The organism is Streptomyces piniterrae (assembly GCF_005048155.1).
Classification (GTDB): Bacteria; Actinomycetota; Actinomycetes; order Streptomycetales; family Streptomycetaceae; genus Streptomyces; species Streptomyces piniterrae.
Map to the genome: position 1 here is coordinate 82,364 of NZ_SUMB01000008.1, position 15,329 is coordinate 97,692.

13 protein-coding genes are annotated in these 15,329 nt (G+C 72.4%); 2 read left to right on the plus strand and 11 right to left on the minus strand.

Features of this window, described 5'->3' with window-relative positions; all coding sequences use genetic code 11:
• Nucleotides 1-73 precede the first annotated feature (73 nt).
• On the plus strand, nt 74-1,711 hold the full coding sequence (locus tag FCH28_RS22710; protein WP_136741956.1) for a protein kinase domain-containing protein: 1,638 nt from the start codon (nt 74-76) through the stop codon (nt 1,709-1,711).
• Nucleotides 1,712-1,851: 140 nt separating this feature from the next.
• On the opposite strand, the gene FCH28_RS22715 is transcribed toward FCH28_RS22710, so the two are convergent.
• The 9 genes from FCH28_RS22715 to pdhA form a co-directional block, all read right to left on the minus strand.
• Entirely contained in the window at nt 1,852-2,409 is a 558-nt protein-coding gene (locus tag FCH28_RS22715; protein WP_187363898.1) for a bacterial proteasome activator family protein, read from the minus strand.
• Nucleotides 2,410-2,583: 174 nt separating this feature from the next.
• Nucleotides 2,584-3,444 carry a hypothetical protein gene (locus FCH28_RS22720; RefSeq protein ID WP_136741957.1) on the minus strand — a complete coding sequence of 287 codons (861 nt, stop codon included), beginning with the start codon at nt 3,442-3,444 and terminating at the stop codon, nt 2,584-2,586.
• 117 nt (nt 3,445-3,561) lie between these two features.
• Entirely contained in the window at nt 3,562-4,539 is a 978-nt protein-coding gene (locus tag FCH28_RS22725) for an NAD(P)H-quinone oxidoreductase (RefSeq protein ID WP_136741958.1), read from the minus strand.
• 129 nt (nt 4,540-4,668) lie between these two features.
• Nucleotides 4,669-5,805, minus strand: coding sequence for a potassium channel family protein (locus FCH28_RS22730; RefSeq protein ID WP_136741959.1), 1,137 nt, complete (start codon nt 5,803-5,805; stop codon nt 4,669-4,671).
• Complete coding sequence (locus FCH28_RS22735) at nt 5,802-7,580, minus strand: molybdopterin-binding protein (protein WP_246103093.1); 1,779 nt, start codon at nt 7,578-7,580, stop codon at nt 5,802-5,804. Before FCH28_RS22735 ends, FCH28_RS22730 begins: the two co-directional genes overlap by 4 nt.
• Entirely contained in the window at nt 7,577-8,506 is a 930-nt protein-coding gene (locus tag FCH28_RS22740) for an NTP transferase domain-containing protein (protein WP_136741960.1), read from the minus strand. The genes FCH28_RS22735 and FCH28_RS22740 overlap by 4 nt, the downstream gene beginning before the upstream one ends.
• A 108-nt stretch (nt 8,507-8,614) precedes the next feature.
• A complete protein-coding gene (locus FCH28_RS22745) occupies nt 8,615-10,129 on the minus strand; it encodes a dihydrolipoamide acetyltransferase family protein (protein WP_136741961.1) in 1,515 nt (504 codons plus the stop codon).
• The gene (locus FCH28_RS22750) at nt 10,129-11,163 is read right to left on the minus strand and encodes an alpha-ketoacid dehydrogenase subunit beta (protein ID WP_136741962.1); all 1,035 of its coding nucleotides are present in this window, start codon (nt 11,161-11,163) and stop codon (nt 10,129-10,131) included. The genes FCH28_RS22745 and FCH28_RS22750 overlap by 1 nt, the downstream gene beginning before the upstream one ends.
• A complete protein-coding gene (pdhA, locus tag FCH28_RS22755) occupies nt 11,160-12,353 on the minus strand; it encodes a pyruvate dehydrogenase (acetyl-transferring) E1 component subunit alpha (RefSeq protein WP_136741963.1) in 1,194 nt (397 codons plus the stop codon). The genes FCH28_RS22750 and pdhA overlap by 4 nt, the downstream gene beginning before the upstream one ends.
• A 224-nt stretch (nt 12,354-12,577) precedes the next feature.
• Between pdhA and FCH28_RS22760 the strand changes: the two genes are divergently transcribed.
• A complete protein-coding gene (locus tag FCH28_RS22760; RefSeq protein WP_136741964.1) occupies nt 12,578-13,096 on the plus strand; it encodes an Lrp/AsnC family transcriptional regulator in 519 nt (172 codons plus the stop codon).
• A gap of 38 nt (nt 13,097-13,134) precedes the next feature.
• Here FCH28_RS22760 and FCH28_RS22765 read toward each other — a convergent pair whose 3' ends face one another.
• On the minus strand, nt 13,135-13,725 hold the full coding sequence (locus tag FCH28_RS22765; protein ID WP_136741965.1) for a TetR/AcrR family transcriptional regulator: 591 nt from the start codon (nt 13,723-13,725) through the stop codon (nt 13,135-13,137).
• An 11-nt stretch (nt 13,726-13,736) separates the two neighbouring features.
• Nucleotides 13,737-15,248 (minus strand): 3-hydroxyacyl-CoA dehydrogenase, encoded by a 1,512-nt coding sequence (locus FCH28_RS22770; RefSeq protein WP_136741966.1) that lies wholly within the window; start codon nt 15,246-15,248, stop codon nt 13,737-13,739.
• Nucleotides 15,249-15,329 lie beyond the last annotated feature (81 nt).

Genomic DNA, 15,329 nt, shown 5'->3' on the forward strand with positions numbered 1-15,329 from the left:
GCAGACTTGGCTGCGGAATTCCAGATTTTGATCGCTATACGTACGGGCAGTGCGCCTAGGGGGATGCGGAACCATGAGCCAGGACGGCGCTCAAGGCCAATACGAGGGCCGTTCGGTCGGCGGAGGACGTTACCAGCTTCGTGATCTTCTCGGGGCCGGCGGAATGGCGTCCGTGCACCTCGCGTACGACACCGTGCTCGACCGCGAGGTCGCGATCAAGACACTGCACACCGAGCTCGGCCGCGAGCAGGCGTTCCGTGAGCGCTTCCGCCGCGAGGCGCAGTCCGTGGCGAAGCTCACGCACACCAACATCGTCTCGGTCTTCGACTCGGGCGAGGACCAGCTCGACGGCGGCATGGTGCCGTACATCATCATGGAGTACGTCTCCGGGAAGCCGCTGCGCTCGGAGCTCGACGCCGACATCGCCCAGCATGGCGCGATGCCGACGGAAAAGGCGCTGAAGATCACCGCCGATGTGCTCGCCGCCCTCGAGGCGAGCCACGAGATGGGCCTGGTCCACCGGGACATCAAGCCGGGCAACGTCATGATGACCAAGCGCAATGTCGTGAAGGTCATGGACTTCGGCATCGCCCGCGCCATGCAGTCCGGTGTGACGTCCATGACCCAGACCGGCATGGTCGTCGGCACCCCGCAGTATCTGTCGCCCGAGCAGGCGCTGGGTCGCGGTGTGGACGCCCGCTCCGACCTCTACTCCGTCGGCATCATGCTCTTCGAGCTGCTGACCGGCCAGCTGCCGTTCGACGCGGACTCCCCGCTCGCCATCGCCTACGCCCACGTCCAGGAAGAGCCGCCGGTTCCGTCGAGCATCAACCGCTCGGTGCCGCCCGCCGTGGACGCCCTGGTGGCCCGCGCGCTGAAGAAGAACCCCAACGAACGGTTCCCGACCGCCGAGGCGATGCAGGACGAGTGCCTGCGGATCGCCGGGTCCGCGCAGTCGGGGGCGACGCCGCTGATCATCGGCGAGGGTCCGAAGGCGCGCACCAGCGGCTCGTCGGTCTCCTCCGCGGTGTTCCCGACGACCGGCGGCAATCCGCACACCCCGGCGCCGCCGAACGTACAGCAGCCGTACCAGCCGACGCAGGCGGCGGCCTTCGGCCCCTCGACGCCCCCGCCGGTGAACAACCCCTACCCGACGCCGGCGCCCGCGCCGACCCCCACGCCGTTCAACGCCGGCGGCTTCCAGGCCCCGGCGCCGTACACCCCGCCGCCCACGACGCCCGTGATGCCGGCCGCGGGCGGCCCCGGGCCGCGGAAGAGCAACGCACCGGTGATCGTCGTCTCGGCGATCGTGGGCGTGGTCGTGGTCACCGCGATAGCCATCGGCATCGGCCTCAGCGCCGGTGGCAGCGAGGAGCCGACCGACGACCCGACGTATTCCTACTCGTCGTCGCCCAGCGAGAGCGTCACTCCCGAGGACAAGACGAAGACGATCGCGTTGTCCGAGTGCACCGACCCGGACTACCTCTCCAGCGAACCGGAGAAGATCTTCTTCCCGTCCTTCACCTACAAGAACCTGGACTCGGTGAAGGCGTGTCTCGACGCGGCGCACTGGAAGTACACGGTCACGGAAGAGGACCGGCCGTACACGCCCAAGAACCAGGTCGTCGACCAGTCACCGACGTCCGTCAGCAGGTGGGACCCGAAGAGCGGCGAGACGATCCGACTGACCGTCGCGTCCGGGCACAACTGACTCGGGCACAGGCAGGAAAGAGGGGCCGGCACGCACACAGCGTGCCGGCCCCGGCTGCTCTTACCGCTCTTACCGCGGGTCGCTGAAAGGCTCGAGTCTCAGACGTACCGGCCCGAGTCCCAGAGGTACGGCGTCGAGATCTAGAGGTACGGGCCCGAGCGGGCGCCGCCATGGCCGAGGTGCTCCTCGCCGTCCGTCGGGGCGCCAGGGGGCAGTGCGCGGCGCATCGACTCCAGCTGGGCGCGGGCCGCCATCTGCTGGGCGAACAGCGCGGTCTGGATGCCGTGGAAGAGGCCCTCCAGCCAGCCCACCAACTGGGCCTGGGCGATACGCAGTTCCGCCTCCGTCGGCACCGACTCATCGGTGAACGGCAGGGAGAGCCGCTCCAGCTCCTCCACCAGCTCGGGCGCCAGCCCGTCCTCCAGCTCCTTGACCGAGCTGGAGTGGATCTCCTTGAGCCGGACCCGGCTCGCCTCGTCGAGCGGAGCGGCCTTCACCTCTTCCAGCAGCTGCTTGATCATGCTGCCGATGCGCATGACCTTGGCAGGCTGTTCGACCATCTCCGTCACCGGAATCTCGCGGGACTCCTCGCCGTCGTCCCCACCACCGGAACCGGCGCTGCCGAGCGCCATGCCGTCCGGGCCGACAACCAGGACGTGCGGGTTCTCCTGCGACCGTTCGTTCATCGGCATATCCATGCCGCCATTCTCTCGTACCGGCACTCAAGAGCGGTGGTGCCCCTGGAAGAGGAGCACAGAGGCCCGGATTCGAGACGGTTTCGCGGCGGCGTTTCACGTGAAACCGAGGCGCCGGCCACCGACGCGGCGTTTCACGTGAAACCCCGGCACCGTTTCACGTGAAACGGGCGGGATTCAGCGGCGCCGCAGCCGGAGGCCGAAGAAGGCAAGGCCAAGGCCGGTGAAGGCGAGGCCGGCGCCCAGCGGCAGGACTCTTTCGACCCGGGAGACCGGGGCGTCCATCGCGTACGGGCTCGCAGGGGTGGCCGGGCCGTTGTCGGTGGTTCCGAGCTCGGAGCCGGGCTGCCGCTCGGGCGTGCTGGGCGACTGCATCGGGGGCAGCGGCTCGTACGGGCGCCGGGCCAGTCGGCCCGCGAGATCACGGTCCCCCTCGGACGGCGGCTGCGCCGGAGAGGACGCGGCCTCGTCGGAGGCCGGAGGGGTGGGGCCGGACGGACTCGCCGGGGTCTCGGCGCCGTCCGCGTCGGGCGGGGCCGACAGGTCGGGGGAGTCCGGGAAATCGGTGGCGGCACCGCCGGGTTCCGGAGCGGAGGCCGACGGGGCCGGCGCGGTGGCCTCCGGCCCTGAGGGGGCCCGCGGGTGCTGGGCCCGCGGCGGGCGCCCGGGTGGCTCGTTCGGGGCGCGTGGCGGCCGGTCCGAGAACGCCTCGGGGTTCTCCGGCGGGCGAGGGGCGGAGTCCGGCCGCGCGAGAGCACCCGAGCCCGCGTTCTGCTGCGCCTGCGTCATCGACTCCGGACGGCCGGGGTGACCGCGGCCCGCTCCCGCGAGGCTGCCGGCCAGCGCGGGGTCCGCCGCGTAGCTGCCGGGCGGCGCCTGCGGGCGGGAAGCCTGCTGCCGGATGAGGTCCGGGGGGCGGTCGATCGGTGTGGCCCACCCGCCCGAGGCGGTCGCGGCGGTGGCTGCCAGCGGGACGGGCAGAACGGCGGCGGCCGCCAGCAGGCCGGTGGTGATGCGCGTACGGAGTCGTGGAGCCACAGCCGTTGCCCCTCCCGTGCCGAGCCGTCGAGTGACGTACTCAGAGTCACATGTGGCCACTCTCCGGGCATTCCGGACATGGCGATCGGGTGACGACCGGGAGGGGAGGGGCGGCGCTCAGACCGTCAGCACGACCTTGCCGACATGCACGCTCGCGTCCACCACGCGATGCGCCTCGGCGGCATCCGCCATCGGCAGCGTACGGTCCACGATCGGCCGGACCTGGCCGTTGCCGATCAGCGGCCAGACATGTTCCCGTACGGCCGCGACAATGGCCGCCTTCTCGTTCAGCGGGCGGGCGCGCAGGCTGGTGGCGGTGATCGCGGCACGCTTGTTCAGCAGTGCGGCGAGATTGAGCTCCGCCTTCACGCCGCCCTGCAGCCCGATGATCGCGAGCCGTCCGCTGACCCCCAGCGTCTTGACGTTCCGCTGGAGGTACTTGGCGCCGATGATGTCGAGGATGACGTCCGCGCCCTTGCCGTCGGTGGCCTTGCGGATCTCCTGGACGAAGTCCTGCTCGCGGTAGTCGATGAGGACATCCGCGCCCAACTCCGCGCAGCGGGCCAGCTTCTCGGGGCCGCCCGCGGTGACCGCGACCCGGGCGCCGACCGCCTTGGCGAGCTGGATCGCCATCGTGCCGATGCCGCTGGAGCCGCCGTGCACCAGCAGCGTCTCACCGGGCCGCAGGTGCGCGATCATGAAGACGTTCGACCAGACCGTGCAGGCCACCTCGGGCAAGGCGGCGGCCGAGACCAGGTCGAGCCCGGTCGGCAGCGGGAGCACCTGGCCGGCCGGGACGGCGACCTTCTCCGCGTAACCGCCGCCCGCCAGCAGCGCGCACACCTCGTCGCCGACGGCCCAGCCGTGCACCCCGGGGCCGAGCGCGGCGATCCGGCCGGAGCACTCAAGACCCGGGTACGGGGAGGAGCCGGGCGGCGGGTCGTAGAAGCCCTGACGCTGCAGCAGATCGGCTCTGTTCACGGCGCTGGCCACGACCTCGATCAGCACCTCGCCCTCGGCGGGCTCCGGATCGGGAACGTCCGCCCAGACAAGTGCTTCGGGGCCACCGGGCTCGGGGATAGTGATCGCTCGCATGAGCGCGAGGCTACTCGCCGCCCGGGCGGGAGGCGACGGTGCGGGGCCCGACGGCTCCGGAGCGGAGCAACCGGAACAAGCAGGACGGGACCCCCCGCGGGCGGACTCGGGTGACCGCCCGGATCCCGGTCACCGCTCCACCCGGCGCATCGGGGAGACACCGGTGCCCGGAAGCGTCGGCTTCCCGGAGCGGCCGGCGGCGTCCGCCTCGTCCCGCGCGGAGGCGCGGACGATCGTGATCACACGGTCCGTGGCCTGCAGCGGGCCGGCCGCCGGGTCGTCGTAACCGAGCAGCCGGTGGCCGCGCAGCACGGCCACGACCAGGTCGTCAGTCTCCCGGACGGATTTGCCGACCTCGGCCTTCACCACCGGCCGTTCCACGAGGTCGAGCCCGCTGCCCTGCTGGATCAGGTCCTCCATGACGATGCCCGCGCTGGGGCTGTGCACGGAGAGCCCCAGCAGCCGTCCGGCCGCGCTGGCCGAGGTGATCACGGCGTCGGCACCGGACTGCCGCAGCAGCGGGGCGTTCTCCTCCTCCCGCACCGCCGCGACGATATGGGCATGCTTGTTGAGCTGACGGGCGGTCAACGAGACCAGCACGGCGGTGTCATCGCGCTGGGTGGCGATGACGACCTGCCGGGCGCGCTGGATCTCGGCCCGTACCAGCACATCGCTGCGGGTCGCATCGCCGACCACGCCCGCGAACCCGTCGACCACCGCCGACTCGACCACCTTGGGGCTCGGGTCGACGATGACGATGCGGTCGCGGGACAGCCCCGTTGCGCACAGGGTCTGGACGGCGGAGCGGCCCTTGGTGCCGAAGCCGACGATGACGGTGTGGTCACGCAAGGCGTTTCTCCAGCGTCTCAATTGCCATTGCTTGCGGGTGCGCTCGGTCAGCACCTCCAGCGTGGTGCCGACCAGGATGATCAGGAACAGCACCCGCAGGGGCGTGATGAGCAGGATGTTCAGCAGCCGCGCGCCGTCCCCGTACGGGACGATGTCGCCGTAACCGGTGGTGGAGAGCGTGACGGTCGCGTAGTAGAAGCAGTCGAGCAGATCGACGGTGCCATCAGCGTTGTCGTGATACCCCTCGCGGTCCAGCCAGACGATCAGGACCGTCGCGAGCAGCACGAGCAGAGCCATCAGCAGCCGACGGCCGACCTGCCGCAGCGGCGCCAACGGGGCGCGGCGCGGCAGCATCACCCGGTGGGAACGGTCCTCCGGCACCTCGTGTGCCGCCGCGTCCTGGGAAGGGAGCTTCACCCGGCGCCACCGACGGGAGGGGCGGGGGGCACCGGGTCGTACCAGGCTCCGGGAGCGGGCCAGTCCGCCGATCCGCTTGCCGACCAGGGCAGTTCCAGCAGTTCGACCTCGGTGCCGCGGTCCGCGCCACCGGGCGGTACGACGGCCAGCGCGGCGGCGGCGGCGATCCCGCGCAGCATGGCCGGGCCGTGGAAGTGCAGCGGCTCGGCGGTCACTCCGTACCGGGCGTCGTCCCGGTAGGCGACCGGGACGAGCCGGGTGTCCCGCGGATGGCCGTGGACGGAGCCGAACAGCGGCGCCCGGCGTACGGCGGCCGGGCGGCGGCCGGTGAGCGTACGGAGCAGCGGCTCGGCGAGGGTGAGCAGGCCGGAGACCGCGGCGAGCGGGTTGCCGGGGAGGCCGACGAGATGGCGGCGCGGGCCGAGGCGGGCGAGCAGCATCGGATGGCCGGGACGTACCTGCACGCCGTCCACCAGCACCTCCGCGCCCAGGCGGCGCAGCGTCGGGTGCACATGGTCGACGGGGCCCGAGGCCGTGCCCCCGGTGGTGATCAGCACATCGGCGGTGGAGGTGGCGATCGCGGCGTACAGCGTGTCGGCTTCGTCCGCGAGATGGCGTGCCGGAGCCGCGTCGGCGCCCAGGGCGCGCAGCCAGGGGGCGAGCATCGGGCCGAGCGCATCGCGGATCCGGCCCTCCTGGGGAAGTCCGTGGTGCAGCAACTCATCGCCCAGGACGAGGAATTCGACGCGCGGACGAGGGTACGCGGTCAGCTCGTCATAGCCGGCGGCCGCGGCCAGGCCGAGGACGGCGGGCGTCACCAGGGTGCCGGCGGGCAGCAGTTGGTCACCGCGGCGGCACTCCTGGCCGCGCGGGCGGATGTCCTGGCCCGGCGGCGCGGGCCGTGGCGCGTACAGCCGCGCCCGGCCGTCGGCCAGGTCGCGGACCTCGCCGTGCTCGCTGCGCAGTACGGCGGTGGCGCCGGCCGGGACGCGCGCGCCGGTGGCGATGCGGATCGCGTGACCGTCGGGGAGCGGCTGGGTGGGGGCGTGGCCGGCGAGGATGCCGGCGTGGTGGGCGGTGTCGCGAGTGGCTTTCCCGGCGGCTTCCTGGCCTGCTGCGGGTTCTTCGGCCTCAGCGCCTTGTTCGGCTGCTGCGGCTACTGCGGCCTCTGCGGCCTTTTTGTCGGCGGTGTCCTGAGGCTTCTCGGCTGCCGCCTCGCCCGGCCGGTCGATGTCCCAGGGCCCGGGGCCGGAAACCGCCCAGCCGTCCATCGCCGAGGTGTCGAAGGACGGCAGGTCGGTGAGGGCGGCGAGGGGCTCGGCGAGCGTACGGCCGAGCGCGTCGGCCAGCGTCGCCGTCGTGGGCGCGGGCGGGCCGGGCACCGCGCGGGCGGCGATCTCGCGGGCCGTCGGCCAGGGGGCGGAGGAGCGCGGAACAGCGGACGGGGAGGGGCGGGGCTGAGGCGCACCGGGGGTGGAGCCAGGCGAGTCACCAGGGCCGGGTCCGGTGCCGGGCGGATCACCGGGTCCGGTGCCGGAGGGGTCGCCGGGTCGGATGCCTGGCTGATCGCCGGGCCGGGTGCCCGGACGATCGCCGGGTACCGGCGCGCCTGCCGCGGCGGATGTCGCGAGCGGGTCCGTGCCCCGCGTCCGCTCCCAGTGACCGCGCAGGTGCGGCTCGGTACGGTCCTCCGGGCGGCTGCCCGGGCCGCCCGCCCCGCCATTGGCCAGCGCCAGTGCGTCGTCCAGCGCGGCGTCGAACTCCCCCTCGGTCATTCCGCGGGCTTCGTTTCGCCGCCGGCGCCGGCGCCGGCCGCACCGCCCCGCTCCCCGTCCGCGTCCTCGGCGGCCCACCGGTTGGCCAGTGCGGCGGCCCTGCGGGACAGCTCCGTCACATCCCCGCCCTGCCGGCCCGCCGCGTAACCGATCAGGAACGTGGTCAGCGGCGCGGCCGGGCGGGCCACACCGTGCGCCGCGTCCCGCGCGAGGTCGAGAAGTACCGCCGTGTCGACATCGATCTCGATGCCCAGCTCGGCCTTGACTGCGGTGATCCATTCGTCCAACACGTTGCCATGCTCCCTGATACGTGCGCGGGCCGCGCCGATGTCCTGCCAGGTGTCGCAGTCGAAGGACGCCGTCGAGGTGGCGTCGGGGACGCGTGCCAGCACCAGCTCGGACGTCAGCGCGCGCAGCGGCAGCCCGGCCAGAGTGCCGTGTTCGGTGCGCAGCAGGGCCAGCTCGCGGCGCAGCGACTCGGCCCGGTAGGCGGCCACCAGCGGCTGGTCGCGCCCCTGGCCGTCGCACAGCAGCGCCCCGTCGAGTGGCGCGGAACCGCCGCCGGACGCGGCACCGTCAGCCGGTCGGGCCGCCGCCTCCAGGAGACTCCGCACGGTGGCGTTGGTCAGGAACGGCAGGTCGGCGGAGAGCACGAGGACGGTCGGGGCGGTGGTGTGCCGCAGGCCGGCGTCGAGTGCGGCGAGCGGGCCGCCGCCCGGCGGGTCCTCAAGGGCGCGCACTACGGGCCGGACGGATGGGCGCCGGGGGCCGACGACGACGGTGACCGCCGCGTCTGCGCAGGCGGCGAGCACCCGGTCCAGGAGCGGACGGCCGCCGACGGACAGGGCGGGTTTGTCCGCCCCGCCGAGCCGGCGGGCAGCGCCGCCGGCCAGCACGATGGCGTCGTAGTCGGTGTGGTCGCTCACCCCATGAGTATCACCGCGAACACCGCGATCACACAGCCATCGCGGTGTCACGGCGTTCACAGCGACACCGTTGTTACGGCGTCACGGCCTTCGCGGAGTCACGACCGGTCACAGGGTGCGCAGCAGCAGCGCGGGCTGTTCCACGCAGTCGGCCACGAACCGCAGGAAACCGCCTGCGGTGGCGCCGTCGCACACCCGGTGATCGAAGGTGAACGAGAGCTGGACGACCTGCCGGACGGCCAACTCGCCGTTGTGCACCCAGGGTTTGGCGGTTATTCGGCCGACACCGAGCATCCCGGCTTCGGGGTGGTTGATGATCGGTGTGGAGCCGTCGACCCCGAAGACGCCGTAGTTGTTGAGGGTGAAGGTGCCGTGGGTCAGCTCGGCGAGGGACAACCCGCCGGCCCTGGCCGTCTCGGTGAGCCGAGCGATCTCGGCGGACAGCTCCTCGACGGTACGGACGTGCGCGTCCCGCACCACGGGCACCATCAGGCCGCGGTCGGTCTGCGCCGCGAAGCCCAGATGGACGGCGGGCAGCCGGACGATCTCCTGGGTCGCGGTGTCGACGGTGGCATTGAGCTCGGGGAACCGCGCGAGCGCGGCCGTGCAGATCCGGGCGAACAGCGCGAGCAGCGACACCTTGGGGGCGCCGGGCACGTTCATCGACCTACGGGCGGCGAGGAGTTCGGTGGCGTCGGCGTCCACCCAGCAGGTCGCGTCCGGAATCTCCCGGCGGCTGCGGCTGAACTTCTCGGCCGCGGCACCGCGCATCCCCCGGAGCGGAATGCGCTCACCCTCCGGCACGGCCCGGGTGGCGGGCGCGGCACCCGTGACGGGCGTGGGCCCGGTGGTCGGCATGGGCCCGGTGGTCGGCGTGGCCCCCACAGCCCCCGCCGTCTCCCGTACCCGGATCGCCCGCTCGACGTCCGTGCGGAGAATCAGTCCCTCCCGCCCGGAACCCGTCACCTCCCGGAGATCCACGTCGTGTTCGCGCGCCATGCGGCGCACCAGGGGTGAGATGACGGCCACCGTACGGGTGTCGGCGGCCGGCGCCGCCGAGCCGGTCGCCGCCGTGGCCCCGACCGGCGCGACCGCCCCTCCCGGACCGGCGTCCTGGGCAGCTCCGGCAGCCGCGGGCTCGGGCGCCTGAGGCACCTCCGCCGCGGGACCCGCGCCGCTGCCCGGCCGGATCCTTCGCCGCCGCGCCGCGGACGCGCTCGTTCCGTATCCGACGAGCACATTCCCCGACCCGGAGTCCGCGGCCCCCTTCGGGGCCGGAGACGAGGCCGCGCGCCCTGGGGCGGGCGCGGCGACACCACCCGCCTCATCGGCTCCGCCGCCCGGCTCCCCCCGGCCCACCGCGAAATCGTCCGGCGCCGCCCCCACCGCGACCGTCACCAGCGGCGCGCCCACGGGGACCTCGGCCCCCTCCTCGCCGAAACGAGAGGTCACCACGCCTCCGTAGGGGCAGGGCACCTCCACCATCGCCTTGGCCGTCTCGACCTCCACCACCGGCTGGTCGATCGCCACCACCTCGCCGACCTCGACGAGCCAGTGCACGATCGTCGCTTCGGTGAGCCCTTCCCCCAGGTCGGGCAGGGTGAATTCGCGGACCACGGCCATCACGCACCACGCCCTTCGGTCCAGTCCGACTCCCACTGGAGGCGGGCCACGGTGTCCAGGATCCGGTCCACGCCGGGCAGGTGGTGCCGCTCCAGCATCGGCGGCGGATAGGGGATGTCGAAGCCGGCGACGCGCAGCACCGGCGCCTCCAGGTGGTGGAAGCAGCGCTCGGTGATCCGGGCGGCGATCTCGCCGCCGGGGCCGCCGAACCCGTTGGACTCGTGGACGACCACGGCTCGCCCCGTACGCCGCACCGACGCGCAGACGGTGTCGTCGTCGAAGGGCATCAGCGAGCGCAGATCGACGACTTCGAGGTCCCAGCCCTCCGCACGGGCGGCCTCGGCGGCCTCCATACAGACCGGCAGCGACGGACCGTAGGTGATCAGTGTGGCGCTGGTGCCGCGGCGCCTGACCTCGGCGCGGCCTATGGGGGCGACCTCGGTCGGCGCGTCGGGCGACCAGTCGTCCTTGGACCAGTACAGCCGCTTGGGTTCGAGGAAGACGACCGGGTCGTCGGAGGCGATGGCGGCGCGCAGCAGCCCGTAGGCGTCCGCGACGGTCGCCGGGGTGACGACCTGGATGCCGGGGGTGGCGAGGTAGTACGCCTCGGAGGAGTCGCTGTGGTGCTCGACCCCGCCGATCCCGCCGCCGTACGGGACGCGGATGGTCAGGGGCATCTGCAGGGCGCCGCGGGTGCGGTTGCGCATCCGGGCGACATGGCTGATGAGCTGCTCGAACGCCGGGTAGGCGAAGGCGTCGAACTGCATCTCGACGACCGGCCGCAGCCCGTACATCGCCATGCCGACGGCCGTGCCGAGGATGCCGGCCTCGGCGAGCGGGGTGTCGCTGCAGCGGTCCTCGCCGAATTTCTCGGTGAGGCCGTCGGTGACCCGGAAGACGCCGCCCAGGGTGCCGACGTCCTCGCCCATGACGTGGACGGTCGGGTCGGCCGCCATGGCGTCGTGCAGGGCGCGGGTCAGCGCCTGCGCCATGGTGGCGGGTTTGCGGGCGGTCTCCGGGGCGGTGGTCGTCATGGCCTGGCCTCCTGGGCGGACCGGTCGGCGCCTGTCGCGTTCTCGGGGTGTCCGGCGGCTTCGGCGTCCAACTCGGCGCGCAACTGGGCGGCCTGCTCACGAAGTTGGCTGGTCTGCTCGGCGAACACGTGGGTGAAGAGGTCCATCGGGTCCAGCTGCGGGTCGGCGTTCATCCGGTCCCGCAGGGCGGCCGCCAGCTCCTCGGCGCCGTCCCGGGTGGCGTGGACGAACTCGTCGGTCAGCAGATCGCGGTCGGCCAACTCGCGCTCCAGAAGGGCTATCGGGTCGTGTGCCCGCCAGGTCTCGACCTCGGAATCGGTGCGGTAGCGGGTGGCGTCGTCGGCGTTGGTGTGCGCCTCGATGCGGTACGTGACGGCCTCGACGAGGGTGGGGCCGCCGCCGCTGCGGGCCCGCTCCACCGCCTCGGTGAGGACCTTGTGCATCGCGGGTGCGTCGTTGCCGTCGACCAGGCGGCCCGGCATGCCGTATCCGACCGCCTTGTGGGCGAGGGACGGGGCGGCGGTCTGCTTGGCGAGCGGCACGGAGATGGCGAAGCCGTTGTTCTGGACGAGGAAGACGACCGGCGCCTGCCAGACGGCGGCGAAGTTCAGCGCCTCGTGGAAGTCGCCCTCGCTGGTGCCGCCGTCGCCGACCATCGCCAGCGCCACCACGTCGTCGCCCTTGAGGCGGGCGGCGTGCGCCAGGCCGACGGCATGCGGGAGTTGGGTGGCCAGCGGGGTGCACAGGGGGGCGATGCGGTGCTCGTGCGGGTCGTACCCGGTGTGCCAGTCGCCCCTCAGGAGGGTCAGCGCCTGTACGGGATCGAGGCCGCGGGCCACCGCGGCGAGGGTGTCGCGGTAGCTGGGGAAGAGCCAGTCGCGGTCCTCGAGGGCCAGCGCGGCGGCGACCTGGCAGGCCTCCTGCCCGGTGGAGGACGGATAGACCGCCAGCCGGCCCTGCCGGGTCAGCGCCGTGGCCTGGGCGTTGTAGCGGCGGCCGCGCACCAGCTGGGCGTACAGGCGCTTCAGCAGGCCGGGGTCGAGCCGGGGCGCGGCGTCCGTTCCCAGCAGGCGGTACGGCTCGGCGTCGGGCAGGAGGGGCGCCGGATCGACGCGCGGCCGCCAGGCGGGCGGCGGGCCGGGCAGGTCGCTCTTGTTCCTGCTGCTGCCGGGCTGCTCAAGGACCGTCATGACGAGCACCTCCTCGAATCGAAGGGGTGGCGCGAAGCGCCTCATAGGGGTGGTGGGCGGGCGACGGGTGGGCAGGATGCAACGGGTCGGGGCGGGTGAGCCCTTCCCTACCGATTGTTCGGTTGACAATGCATTTTGGCTACAGGCGGCCCAAGCCTGTGGACAAACGGTTCTCCACAGCTTGAGATGAAGACAGTGCGTCCACCAAGGGGAGGCGGGACCGTATGCCGGACGAACAGATGGCCAATCCCGGTGGACAGCCACCGGCGGCGTCCGCCGCGCCGGCGCCTGCCGCGCGGCCTCTGGACACCATCGACCGCTCGATCCTGCGCATGCTCCAGACCGACGGCCGGGCCTCGATACGCTCCGTCGCCGAGCGGGTCCATGTCTCGCGCGCGAATGCCTACGCCCGGATCAACCGGCTGATCGACGATGGTGTGATACGCGGCTTCGGCGCCCGCGTCGATCAGGAACGCGCAGGCCAGGGCGCATCCGCATACGTCACGTTGAAGATCGTGCAGAACTCCTGGCGAACGGTGCGCGAGCAGCTCACGGCCCTTCCGGGGGCCACCCATATCGCGCTGGTCAGCGGCGATTTCGATGTGCTGCTGCTCGTCCACACCAAGGACAACCGGGAGCTTCGCGAACTGGTCCTCACCCGTATCCAGTCGATCCCGGAAGTGCTCAGCACCCGCACCCTGCTGGTCTTCGAGGAGACCGACCTCGGGCCGGAGCAGGGATGAGTCTCTGCCCTGCAGGCGGGTGACGGCCTACGGGCGCCTCAGTGCCTGCGCAGGCCCGCGAACGCCGTCCGCACGACGGCTTCGGCGACCTCGTCCCGGCTGGCCGCGCCACCGCGCCCCGGCCGGTACCACTCCACGATCGAGTTGATCATGCCGAAGAGCAGCCGGGTGGCCAGCCGGATGTCGACGTCGGCCCGGAGGTCGCCGTCCGCGGCCGCCTGCTTGAGCAGGTCCGCGACCTCGTGGTCGAACTCGCGACGGCGCTCCATGGCCCAGCGCTCGGTGTCCGTGTTTCCGCGCACCCGCAACAACAGCGTCACGTAGGGCAGTTCGTCCATCAGGACCTCGGCCTCGCGCCGGGTGACGTACTCCAGCCGCTCGATCGCCCGGCCCTCGGTGGCACCCGGCTCCTCCAGCACGCCGAACAGCCCGTCCAGGGCGCGGCTTATCGCCCGGCGGAGCAGTTCTTCCTTGCTGCGCACATGGTGGTAGATCGAGGACTTGGAGATGCCGGCCGCCTTGGAGAGATGCTCCATGGAGGTGCCGTCGTAGCCCCGCTCGATGAACACCTCGACCGCGACCGCGAGCAGCGAATCGGGCGTATAGGTGTCACGCTTGGTCATGGTCATGATTACACCACCTATCCCTGGAGGTCCGCGCGGCGCCGCAGCGCCCAGGAGGGCGCATAGCGTCCGTTGGCGTACTGGTGGTGCATGGAGTCCAGCAGATCCCACACCCACTGGGCGCCGAGCCGTTCGGCCCACTCCAGGGGGCCGCCGGGGTAGTTCACACCCAGCCGCATCGCCGTATCGATGTCCTCCGGGGTGGCGACCCCGCGCGCCGCGGCGTCCAGGGCGAAGTCCACGATCATCGCGACCGTACGGGCGACGATCATCCCGGGGACGTCGTTGATCACGCTGACCTGTTTGCCGAGCGCCTGGAACAGCCCGACGGCCTCCGCCAGGTCCGCCTCGGACGCGGCCTCCGAGCGGGCGAGCGCGATCCGGGTCGCGGCCCGGTAGTCGAGCGAGAGGTCGAAGCGGATGTACCTGCCATAGACGACGCTCGTCGCCGGATATCCGTTGGTCAGGGCGAGACAGGCACCGCCGGGCAGCCTGATGAAGCCCTCGGACTCCCCTGGCGTGCGGTCGCGGGTGATCTTGATGCCGGCTTCCGTGATCAGCTCGCGCAGCACCTCGGAGGGCCCGTCGAGCTCGGCATGTATGCCGACGGCCTCGGGGGCCGGGCACGGCGCGGCGGTCTGCGGCTCCGGACGCCGCGCCCCTTCGGCGTAGTCGAACCAGCCGCGGCCGGACTTGCGGCCGTGCAGCCCGGACTCCACCAGCCGCCGCTGCGCCAGCGAGGGCGTGAACTTCGGGTCCTGGAAGAACGACGTCCACACGGAGTGGGTGACCGCCTCGTTCACGTCCTGGCCGATGAGGTCGGTCAGCTCGAAGGGGCCCATCTTGAAGCCGGCGCCGTCGCGCAGCACGGCATCGATGGTGGCGGGGTCGGCGACCCGCTCCTCGTAGACACGCAGCGCCTCGGCATAGAAGGGGCGGGCGATCCGGTTGACGATGAAGCCGGGGGTGTCGGCGCAGCGCACCGGCGTCTTGCCCCAGGCCGCGACGGTCTCGTACGCGCTGGTGGCGGCCGCCTCGTCGGTGGCGAAGCCGCTGATCACCTCGACCAGCGGAAGCAGCGGCGCGGGGTTGAAGAAGTGCAGGCCCACGCAGCGGCCGGGGTGGCGCAGCCGGCCCGCCACGGCGGTCACGGAGAGGGAGGAGGTATTGGTGGCCAGGAGGCAGTCCGCCGCCACAACCTCTTCCAGAGCGGTGAAAAGCTCCTGTTTGGCGGGGAGTTCTTCCAGGATCGCCTCGATGACGAGACGGGCGTCGGCCAGATCGGCGAGGGCGGTGGCGGGCGAGAGCCGGCCGCGGGCGGCGTCTCGCTCGGACGCCTGAATCCGGCCTTTTTCGACCAGCCGATCCAACCGCCGGACGATGGCTGCGGCGGCCTGCTCGGCACGCCCCGGCGCGGCGTCGTAGAGGCTTACGGGGTGGCCGGCGACCAGCGCCACCTGCGCGATTCCCTGTCCCATGGTGCCGGTGCCCACCACGGCCACGTTCCCGCTGGTCTCGATTGCCGTCATGCCGACTGATCCTCCCAGACCGAGTTGTCCACAGGCCCGCCGGACCCTCTTGCCCCGACCGATCGTTCGGTTACTCTAACT